This is a genomic window from Micromonospora sp. NPDC049048 (genome assembly GCF_043197615.1).
Taxonomy (GTDB): domain Bacteria; phylum Actinomycetota; class Actinomycetes; order Mycobacteriales; family Micromonosporaceae; genus Micromonospora.
Map to the genome: position 1 here is coordinate 530,574 of NZ_JBICTM010000004.1, position 11,274 is coordinate 541,847.

Genomic DNA, 11,274 nt, shown 5'->3' on the forward strand with positions numbered 1-11,274 from the left:
CGGCATGCCGATGTCGTTGCGGCTGGTGGTCACGACGTCTCCAGCTCGCGGTCGATCAGGTCGAAGATGTTCTCGGCGGTGGCCGACTCCAGGTCGTCGTCGCCGTCCGCGTCCGCCTGCCGCTCGGTCAGCCGGCCCAGCAGGCCGTGCAGCCGGTCGGTGATCCGGCGGAACTCGTCGTCGGTCGGGTTGAGCCCGCCGAGCACCGCCTCCAGCCGGTCCAGTTCCCGGCCCGCCGTCGACGCGTCGCCCTGCGGGGTCGCCGGGGCGAACTGACCGGCCAGGTGGGCGGCGAGTGCCTCGGGCGTCGGGTTGTCGAAGACCAGCGTCGCCGGCAGCCGTAGCCCGGTGGCCGCGCCGAGCCGGTTGCGCAGCTCGACGGCGGTGAGCGAGTCGAAGCCGAGTTCCCGGAACGCGCGGGTCGGCTCGATGCCGGCCGGATCGCCGTGACCGAGGACGACCGCCACGTGCGACAGCACCAGGTCGCGCAGGGCACGTACCCGCTTGTCGTCGGGCAGGGCGCGCAGCGTCTCGGCGTACGCCTGCCCGTCGGCGGCCTCGCCGGCCGCGGCCCGGCGGCCGGCGGGGCGGACCAGGTTGGTCAGCAGCGGGTGGACGGGTGACCCGGGCGCGGCCACACCGGTGACGATCTTGGCGGGCATGAGGGTCGCCCGCTCCGAGCGCCAGACCGCGTCGAACAGGGCGAGCCCCTCGTCGTCGGACAGGGCGGCCATGCCGCCCCGGTCGAGCCGGCGGATGTCGGCCGAGTCGAGGTGTCCCGTCATGCCGCTGGCCTGCGCCCAGCGGCCCCACGCCAGCGCGACCGCCGGCAGGCCGAGGGCCCGCCGATGCTCGGCGAGGGCGTCGAGGAACGCGTTGCCGGCGGCGTAGTTGCCCTGGCCCGGGCCGCCGAACACGCCCGCGGCGGCCGAGAAGAGCACGAACGCGCTCAGGTCGTGGCCGAGGGTGGCCCGGTGCAGGTTCCAGGCCACGTCGACCTTGGGCCGCAGCACCGCGTCGAGGCGGTCGGGGGTGAGCGACTCGACGGTGGCGTCGTCGAGGACGCCGGCGGCGTGCACGACGGCGCGCAGCGGGTGCCGCCGGTCCACCATGGACAGCACGTCCGCCACGGCGTCCGGGTCGGCCAGGTCGGCGGCGACGATCGACACGTCCGCGCCGAGCGCCTTGAGGTCGGCGAGCAGGTCGTCGGCGCCCTCGGCGTCCGGGCCGCGCCGGCTGACCAGCAGCAGCTGCCGGGCGCCGTGCGCGGTGACCAGGTGCCGGCAGAGCAGCGCGCCGAGGGTGCCGGTCGCCCCGGAGACGAGGACCGTGCCGTCGAGCCGGGGCGCCTGCGGGACGCTCAGGGCGAGCTTGCCGACGTGCCGGGCCTGGCTGAGGAAGCGGAACGCCTCGGGGGCGCGCCGGACGTCCCACGTACGCCGGGGCAGGGGCCGCAGCGCGCCGGCGGCGAAGAGCGCCATCAGCTCGCCCAGCATCGCGCCGATCTTCTCCGGGCCGGCCTCGATGAGGTCGAAGACCTGGTAGCTGACGCCGGGGTGGTCGGCGGCGACCCGCCGCGGGTCCCGCTTGTCGGTCTTGCCCATCTCGACGAACCGGCCGCCGTCGGCGAGCAGCCGCAGCGACGCGTCGACGTACTCGCCGCGCAGCGCGTTGAGCACCACGTCGACGCCCCGCCCGCCGGTGCGGTGGGCGAACTCGTCGGCGAAGTCGAGGCTGCGGGAGGAGGCGAGGTGCGCCTCGTCGAAGCCGGTGGCGCGCAGCGCCGGCCACTTGCCGGGGCTGGCCGTGCCGTAGACCTCCGCGCCAAGGTGGCGGGCAATCTGCACGGCGGCCATGCCGACGCCACCGGCCGCCGCGTGCACGAGCACGGACTCCCCGGCGCGCAGCCGGGCCAGCTCCACCAGCCCGTACCAGGCGGTCAGGAAGACCACGGGCACGGCGGCGGCGTCGGTGTACGACCAACCGTCGGGGATGCGGGTGACCAGCCGGCGGTCGGTGACCGCCGCCGAGGAGAACGAACCGGAGAAGATGCCCATGACCCGGTCGCCGGGGGCTAGGTCGGTGACCCCCGGTCCCACGCCGAGCACCACACCGGCGCCCTCGTTGCCCAGCACCTCCTGGTCGGGGACCATGCCGAGGGCCAGCACCACGTCGCGGAAGTTCAGCCCGGAGGCGCGCATCCCGACCAGGACGTGACCCGCCGGCAGCTCCCCGGTCGTGCGGGGGGCGGGCAGCAGGGCGAGGTTCTCCAGCGTGCCCTTCTCGGTGACGTCGAGACGCCAGGGCACCTCGTCGGCGGGCAGCGGCAGCACGCCGGCCTCGCGCGCCCGGGCCAGCCGGGGCACCAGCGGCACGCCGTCGCGGAGCGCGAGCTGCGGCTCGCCGGAGGCGACGGCCGCCGGGACCGCCGCCAGGGAGGCGGCGGCGTCGTCGGTGTCGAGCAGCGTGAACCGGCCGGGGTGCTCGGACTGCGCGGAGCGCACCAGCCCCCACAGGCTCGCCCGGGCCAGGTCGCGCGGGGCCTCGCCCGGGGCCGCGCCGACCGCGCCCCGGGTGTGCAGCACCAGCCGGGACCGCTCCAGCCGGGGCTCGCCCAACCACTGCTGCACCAGCGCGAGCGCGTCGCGGGCCGCGTCGTGCGCGGCCTCGCCGGCCCGCCGCGGGTCCGACTCCGCGCCGGAGCGCAGGTCCAGCACCACGTCGGGTACGTCCCCGGACTCCTCGACCGCCACGACCAGTGCCGCCAGGTCGGCGTGGGCCCGCACCGGGTGCCCGGCGGCGGCGAGCGCCCCGGCGAGGCCGAGGGTGTCGTCGCCGAGCAGCGCCCAGCGGGTCGTCTCCCCCGCCGCCGCGTCGGTGCCCGGCAGCGGCGTCCAGTCCAGGTGGAACACCGAGCTGCGGCGCAGGGCGGCGGCCTCGTCGGCCCGCCCCGCGGCGACCGGGCGGAACGTCAGCGACTCGACGGTCGCGACCGGCTGGCCGGCGGTGTCGGCGAGGGTGACCGCGACGGTGTCCGGGCCGAGCGGGCGCAGCCGCGCCCGCAGCCGGGTGGCGCCGTGGGCGTGCAGGGCGACCGAACGGAAGGCGAACGGCATCCAGCCCGCGCCGGAGGTGTCCGCCGGGGCGCCGAGCAGGGCGGTGACCCCGCTGGCCTGCAGGGCCGCGTCGAACAGGGCCGGGTGCAGCCCGAAGCGGGACGCGTCGGCGCTCGCCTCCTCGGGGAGGGCCACCTCGGCGTAGACCTCGCCGTCGCCACGCCACACCCGGCGCAGCCCCTGGAAGGCGGGGCCGTAGCCGAGACCGCCCTCGGCCATCTGCGCGTACCAGGCGTCCAGGTCGGCGTCGACCTCGACGGCGTCGGCCGGCGGCCACTGCCCCGGTACGGCGACCGGGGCGGGCAGCTGCGGCAGCAGGAGGCCCTCGGCGTGCCGGGTCCACTCGGCGTCGGCGTCCTCCTCGGGGCGGGAGTGCACGGTGACGCTCCGCTCGCCGGTGTCGCCGGGCGGGCCCACGCGTACCTGCACCTGCACCGCGCCGGCCGGCGGGAGCACCAGCGGGTTGATCAACGTCAGGTCGCCCACCTGGCCGGCGTCGACCTCGTCGCCGGCCCGGACCACCATGTCGACCAGCCCGGTGCCGGGGACGATCACCGCCCCGCCGACGGCGTGGTCGGCCAGCCACGGGTGGGTACGCACCGACAGCCGCCCGGTGAGCACCACCGTCCGGTCGTCGGCGACGGGTACGGCCGCGCTGAGCAGCGGGTGACCGGTGTCCTGGAGGCCGGCGGAGCCGACGTCGCGTACGCGGTGCGCGGGCGCGTCCAGCCAGAAACGTCCCCGTTCGAAGGCGTACGTGGGCAGTGCCACGGTGTCCGCCTCGGCGAGGACGGCCGTCAGGTCGACGGGCAGGCCGATCGTGTGGGCGGTCGCGAGGTTCGTCAACAGCCGCGTCGGATCGTCGTCACCCCGCCGCAGGCTGCCCAGGGTGTGCCCGGTGACACCGGCGTCGTCGAGAATCGCCGTGACCGGCATCGTCAACACCGGATGCGGGGAGATCTCCACGAACGTCGTGTGCCCGGCGGCGACGGCCACCCGCACCGCCGCGTCGAACTGGACGGTCTGCCGCAGGTTGTCGTACCAGTAGTCCGCCGTCATCGAGGACGGGTCCACCCAGTCCCCGGTCAACGTCGACACGAGCCGGGTGTGCCCCTGTCGCGGGGTCACGCCCGCCAGGTCGGCGCGCAACTGCTCGGCGACCTCCTGCACCGCCGCCGAGTGCGACGCGTAGTCCACCGGAATCAGTCGGGCGCGCACCCCGTCGGCCTGGCACGCCTCCACCAGGTCGGCGACCGGCTGCGGCGGACCCGACACCACCACAGTCGACGGGCCATTCACGGCCGCGACACCCACCCCGGGGAACGCCGACAACCGCTCGGCGACCGACTCGGCCGACAGGTCCACCGACGCCATCGTGCCGGTACCCCGCAGCACCGTCAGCGCCCGCGACCGCAACGCCACGGCCTTCGCCGCGTCCTCCAAGCTGAGGATCCCCGCCACACACGCCGCACCGATCTCACCCTGCGAGTGACCGACCACCACAGCCGGAGTGACCCCGACGTGCTGCCACACCGCCGCGAGAGCGACGCCGACGGCCCACAGCACCGGCTGCACGACCTCGACCCGCTCCAACCACGACTCGTCATCACCCGTCAACACCGACACGAGATCCACGTCCAGGTACGGCGCAAGGGCCCGCTGACACTCCGCCAACCGCGCGTCGAACACCGGCGCACGACCCACCAGGCCAGCCGCCATCCGCGCCGACTGCGCACCCTGACCCGGGAACACGAACACCGCACCCGCACCGTGCGACGACGCCGTACCGGCGACCACGTTGCCGGCCGGCGACCCCGACGCCAGAGCATCCAGCCCCGCCAGCAACTCCTCCGTGCTCGACCCGACGACGGCCGCCCGCTGGTCGAACGTCGACCGGGTGGCGGCGAGGGACCAGCCCACCGCCGCCGCATCCACCACGGCTCCGGCGGCCCGCTGGAGGTGACCGGCGCCGCCGTCGCCGCGCTCGCGCAGGAAGTCCGCGAGCCGGGCCGCCTGCCCCGCGAGCGCGCCCTTCGACCGCGCCGACACCGGCCACACCACGACATCCGAGGCCACCAGGCCCGGACCGTGCCCGACCGGAGCGGCGGCCTCGGACAGCTCGTCGGCCTGTTCGATGATCACGTGGGCGTTCGTGCCGGACATACCGAACGACGACACCGCCGCCCGGCGCGGCCGGTCCACCGCCGGCCACGACCGCGACTCCGTCGCCAACTCGACCGCGCCGGCGGACCAGTCGATGTGCGGCGACGGCTCGTCCACGTGCAGCGTCGCGGGGACCACGCCCTCGCGCATCGCCAGCACCATCTTGATCACACCGGCGACGCCCGAGGCGGCCTGGGTGTGGCCGATGTTCGACTTGATCGAGCCCAGCAGCAGCGGCTCGTGTCCCTCGCGGCCCTGCCCGTACGTCGCCAGCAGGGCCTGCGCCTCGATCGGGTCACCCAGCGTGGTGCCCGTACCGTGCGCCTCCACCACGTCCACGTCGGCGCTGCCCAGCCGGGCACCGGCGAGGGCCTGCCGGATCACCCGCTGCTGCGACGGACCGTTCGGCGCCGTCAGCCCGTTGGAGGCGCCGTCCTGGTTGACCGCCGACCCACGCACCACCGCCAGCACCCGGTGACCGTTGCGCCGGGCGTCCGACAGCCGCTCCACGAGCAGCATGCCGACGCCCTCGCCCCAACCGGTGCCGTCGGCGGCCGCCGCGAACGCCTTGCACCGGCCGTCGGCCGCGAGGCCCCGCTGCCGGGAGAACTCGAAGAAGGTGGCGGGGGTGGCCATGACCGTGACGCCGCCGGCGAGGGCCAGGTCGCACTCGCCACGCCGCAGCGACTGCACCGCCAGGTGCAACGCCACCAACGACGACGAACACGCCGTGTCCACCGACACCGCCGGCCCCTCCAACCCCAACGCGTACGCCACCCGACCCGACACCACACTCGCGGCGTTCCCCGTGGCCCCGAACCCTTCGGCCTGCTCCCCCGCAGCCATCAGCAGTGCCCCATAGTCCTGACCATTCGTGCCCACGAACACCCCTGTTCGCGAACCCCGAAGGACCCCAGGCTCAACCCCTGCCCGCTCGACCGCCTCCCACGAAACCTCCAGCAGCAACCGCTGCTGCGGATCCATCGCCGACGCCTCGCGCGGCGAGATCCCGAAGAAGCCCGGGTCGAACTCGCCCGCCGCGTGCAGGAAGCCGCCCTTGTCGGCGTACGTCGTGCCGGGGTTGGCCGGGTCGGGGTCGTAGAGCCGGTCGAGGTCCCAGCCCCGGTCGGTCGGGAAGTCGCCGATCGCGTCGACGCCGTCGGCGACGAGGCGCCACAGCCGCTCGGGGTCGTCGACGCCGCCGGGGTAGCGGCAGGCCATGGCGACGATGGCCACCGGCTCGTCGTCGTCCACGGTTGCCGGGGCGGCGACGGGAGCCGCCCCGGCGTCGGCGCCGAAGAGGCCGGCGAGCAGGAACCGGGCCAGCACGACCGGGGTGGGGTGGTCGAAGACCAGGGTGGTGGGCAGCGCCTGCCCGGTGGCGGCGGCAAGCCGGTTGCGCAGCTCCACGGCGGTCAGCGAGTCGAAGCCGAGGTCGCGGAACGCCGTGGTCGCCGGGACGGCGGCGGCCCCGCCGTCGTGGCCGAGCACGTCGGCGGCGAGTTCGCGGACCAGGTCGGCGACGCTCTCCTCCTGCCGGGCCGGGGTCAGTGCGGCGAGGCGGCGGCGCAGGGTCGCCGCCGGGCCGTCGTCGCCGTCGTCGACCGTGGCGCCGCCGTCGAGGGCGGCCCGCGCCTCCGGTACGCCCTCCAGCAGCGGCCGGCGGCGGGCGGAGGCGTACGCGGGGGCGAACCGGGCCCAGTCCACGTCGGCCACCGTCACGGTGACGTCGTCGTGGTCGAGGGCCTGTTGCAACGCGCCCATGGCGACGGCCGGGTCCATGGCGGGCAGGCCCCGGCGGCGCAGGTTCCGTTCGGCGTCGGCGGCGTGCATGCCACCGTCGGCCCAGGGGCCCCAGGCGATGGCGGTGCCGGCCCGGCCGTCGGCCCGACGCTGGCGAACCAGCGCGTCCAGGTAGGCGTTGCCGGCCGCGTACCCGGCCTGCCCGCCGCTGCCCCAGGTGGCGGCGATGGACGAGTAGACGACGAAGGCGTCCAGTTCCCGGTCGGCGAGCAGATCGGCGAGGTGGGTGGCGCCGGCGGTCTTGCCGGCGGTGACCTCGGCCAACTCGGCCGGGGTGACGTCCGCCAGCGGGGTGGCCTGCGCGATGCCGGCGGTGTGCACGACGGTACGCACCGGCGGGCCGGCGGCCTCGACCCGGTCGAGCAGGTCGGCGAGGGCGGCCCGGTCGGCGATGTCGCAGGCGGCGACGGTGACCCGGGCCCCGAGGCCGGTCAGCTCGGCCTCCAGTTCGGCCGCGCCGGGGGCGTCGGGGCCGCGCCGGCTGACCAGCACGACGTGTTCGGCTCCGGCGGCGGCGAGCCAGCGGGCGGCGCGGGCCCCGAGCCCGCCGGTGCCGCCGGTGATCAGGGCCGTCCCGGTGGGCGTGAACCGGCGCGCCGGGGGGCGGTCGCCGAGGGCGGCGCGGACGAGGCGGCGGGCGAAGACGCCGGGGCCGCGTACCGCGAGCTGGTCCTCGCCGGTCGAGTCGGTGAGGATCGCGGCGAGCCGGGTGGCGGCCCGCTCGTCGGGGTCCGGTGGCAGGTCGACCAGACCGCCCCAGCGGTGCGGCGCCTCGACGCCGACGACCCGGCCGAGGCCCCAGATCGCGGCCTGCGCCGGGTCGACGAGCCGGTCGTACGAGGCGGCGGCGACCGCGCCCCGGGTGACCAGCCACAGCGGCGCGGCCACGCCGGCGTCGCCGAGCGCCTGCACGAGGGCGAGGGTGGCGGTCAGGCCGGGCAGGACGGTGCCGTCGGCGGTGGGCGGTTCCGCGGCGAGCAGGGAGACGATCCCGGCGAGGTCGGTACCGGCGAGGGTCGCCGCGAGGGCCGCCCGGTCGGCGTCCGGCTCGACGGTCAGCGGCTGCACGTCGGCGCCGGCGCCGGTCAGCGCGGCCCGGACGGTCCGCGCCGCCGGGTCGTCGACGCCGCCGGCGGGCAGCGCCAGCAGCCAGGTGCCGGCCAGCCGCGCCGGGGCGGGCTCTGGGGTCACCTGCCACTCTTCCCGGTACCGCCAGCCGTCGAGGACGGAGTGTTCCTGCCGCTGCCGCCGCCAGTCGGCGAGGACGGGCAGCAGGGTACGCAGCGACTCGGCGGCGGCGGTGTCGGTGACGGCGAGGGTGTCGCGCAGCGCGTCGAGGTCGGCGCGTTCGACGGCCGCCCAGAACCGCCGGTCGAGCGCGCCGGCCCCGCCCGTCGTGGTGTCGTCGGCGGGCGCCTCGGCCGGCACCCAGTAGTGCTGCCGCTCGAACGGGTACGTGGGCAGGTCGACGAGCTGGCCGGGCCGGTCGGCGAGGACGTCCGCCCAGCGCGGCGGCGTACCGGCGACGTGGAGCTGGGCGAGGGCGGCGAGCAGGGTACGGCGGTCCGGGCGGTCCCGGCGCAGCACCGGCACCACCACGGCGGGGGCGGCGTCGCCGGCCTCGGCCTCGGCGAGGGTCGCCTGAACGCTGGCGGTGAGGACGGCGTCGGGGCCGACCTCCACGAAGGTGCCGACGCCCTGGGCGCGCAGGGTCCGTACGCCGTCGGCGAAGCGGACCGCCCCCCGGACGTGGCGCACCCAGTAGTCCGGGTCGGTGAGCTGCGCGGGGTCGGCCAGCTCACCGGTCAGGTTGGACACCACCGGCAGGGTCGGGGCGCGCAGGTCGAGGCCGGCGGCGACGGCGGCGAACTCGGCGAGCATCGGCTCCATGAGCGGGCTGTGGAAGGCGTGGCTGACCCGCAGCCGCCGCACCTTCACCCCCCGGCCGGTCCAGAGTTCGGCCAGCTCGTCGATGGCCGTGCCGTCGCCGGAGACGACGACGGCGTCGGGGCCGTTGACGGCGGCGACGGTGACCCGGTCGGTCAGCGCGGCGATCGACTCGGCGACCCGGGCCTCGTCGGCGGCGACGGCGAGCATCGCGCCGCCGGCGGGCAGGGCCTGCATGAGCCGGCCCCGGGCGGCGACGAGGGCGCACGCGTCGTCGAGGCTGAGCACGCCGGCCACGTGGGCGGCGGTCAACTCACCGACGGAGTGCCCGGCGACCAGGTCGGGGGCCAGCCCCCAGGAGCCGAGCAGCCGGTGCAGCGCCACCTCGACGGCGAACAGCGCGGCCTGGGTGAAGACGGTCTGGTCGAGCAGTGCGGCCTCGGCGGTGCCGGGCTCGGCGTGCAGCAGCGGCTTCAGCGGCCGGGGCAGCCGGTGGTCGAGGTGGGCGCAGACCTCGTCGAGCGCCTCGGCGTAGACGGGGTACGCCTCGTACAGGTCCCGGCCGGCGCCGGCGCGCTGGGCGCCCTGGCCGGAGAAGAGGAACGCGACCCCGCCGCGTTCGGCGGCGGCGCCGGTGACCAGGCCGGGGGCGGGCCGGTCGTCGGCGAGGGCGTGCAGGGCGGCGAGCAGGCCGTCGCGGTCGTCGGCGAGGACGACCGCCCGGTGTTCCAGGGGCGAGCGGGAGACCACCGAGGTCCAGGCGACGTCGGCCGGCCGCAGGTGCGCGTCGTCGGCGACGTGCCGCGACCAGCGCTCGGCCTGGCGGCGCAGCGCGGTGCGGGTACGGCCGGTGAGCAGCACCGGCGCGGGCGCGGGCACCTCCGGCCGGTCGGTCTCGACACCGGCCGGCTCGGGCTGTTCGAGGATGAGGTGGGTGTTGGTGCCGCTCATCCCGAACGACGAGACAGCGGCCCGGCGCGGGCGGTCCACTGCCGGCCACGGCGTGGCCTCGGTGACGAGGGTGACCGCGCCGGCAGCCCAGTCCACGTGCGGGGTGGGCTCGTCGACGTGCAGGGTGGCCGGCACGACGCCGTGCCGCATCGCCAGCACCATCTTGATCACCCCGGCGATGCCGGCGGCGGCCTGGGTGTGACCGATGTTCGACTTGATCGAGCCGAGCAGCAGCGGCGCGGCGTCGCCCCGTTCCCGGCCGTAGGTGGCGAGCAGCGCCTGGGCCTCGATCGGGTCGCCGAGGGTGGTGCCGGTGCCGTGGGCCTCCACCACGTCGACCAGGTCGGGGGTGAGCTTCGCGCCGGCCAGGGCCTGCCGGATGACCCGCTGCTGGGACGGGCCGTTGGGGGCGGTGAGCCCGTTGGACGCGCCGTCGGAGTTGACCGCCGAACTGCGGATGACGCCCAGTACGGGGTGGCCGTTGCGGCGGGCGTCGCTGAGCCGTTCCAGCAGCAGCATGCCGACGCCCTCGGACCAGCCGGTGCCGTCTGCGGAGGCGGCGAACGACTTGCACCGGCCGTCGGCGGCCAGGCCCCGCTGCCGGGAGAACTCGACGAACGGGCCGGGGGTGGCCAGCACGGTCGCGCCGCCGGCCAGGGCGAGCCCGCACTCCCGCTGGCGCAGCGCCTGGCAGGCGAGGTGGATGGCGACCGACGCCGACGAACAGGCGGTGTCCACGGTGACCGACGGGCCCTCCAGCCCGAACGTGTACGCCAGCCGGCCGGAGACGACGCTGGCGGCGGTGCCGGTCAGCACGTACCCCTCGACGCCGGGCGCCCGGTGCAGCACGGCGGCGTAGTCCTGCCCGGAGGTGCCGACGAAGACGCCGGAGCGGCTGCCGCGCAGCGACAGCGGGGCGATGCCGGCCCGCTCGAACAGCTCCCAGGTGACCTCCAGCAGCAGCCGCTGCTGCGGGTCCATGGCGACCGCCTCGCGCGGCGAGATGCCGAACAGGGCCGCGTCGAAGTGCCCGGCGTCGCGCAGGAACCCGCCGGAGGTGGTGTACGAGGTGCCGGCGTTGTCCGGATCGGCGTGGTAGAGCCGGTCCAGGTCCCAGCCCCGGTCGGTGGGGAAGTCGCCGATGGCGTCCCCGCCGGACGAGACGAACTCCCAGAGCTCCTCGGGCGAGGTGATGCCGCCCGGGTAGCGGCAGCTCATCGCCACGATCGCCACCGGCTCGGACTCCTCGGCGGTGACCTCGCGCAGCCGTTGGCGGGTCTGCTGCAGCTCGGCGACGACCCGCGTCAGGTACTCGCGCAGCCGCTCTTCGTCCGCCATGACATCTCGCTTTCTC

The 11,274-nt window shown here is 76.4% G+C and carries 1 protein-coding gene; it reads right to left on the reverse strand.

The genetic code is table 11. The features are described 5' to 3' along the window. Positions 1-29 precede the first annotated feature (29 nt). Positions 30-11,258 (reverse strand): type I polyketide synthase, encoded by an 11,229-nt coding sequence (locus tag ACGFIG_RS16920; protein WP_393003746.1) that lies wholly within the window; start codon positions 11,256-11,258, stop codon positions 30-32. Positions 11,259-11,274 lie beyond the last annotated feature (16 nt).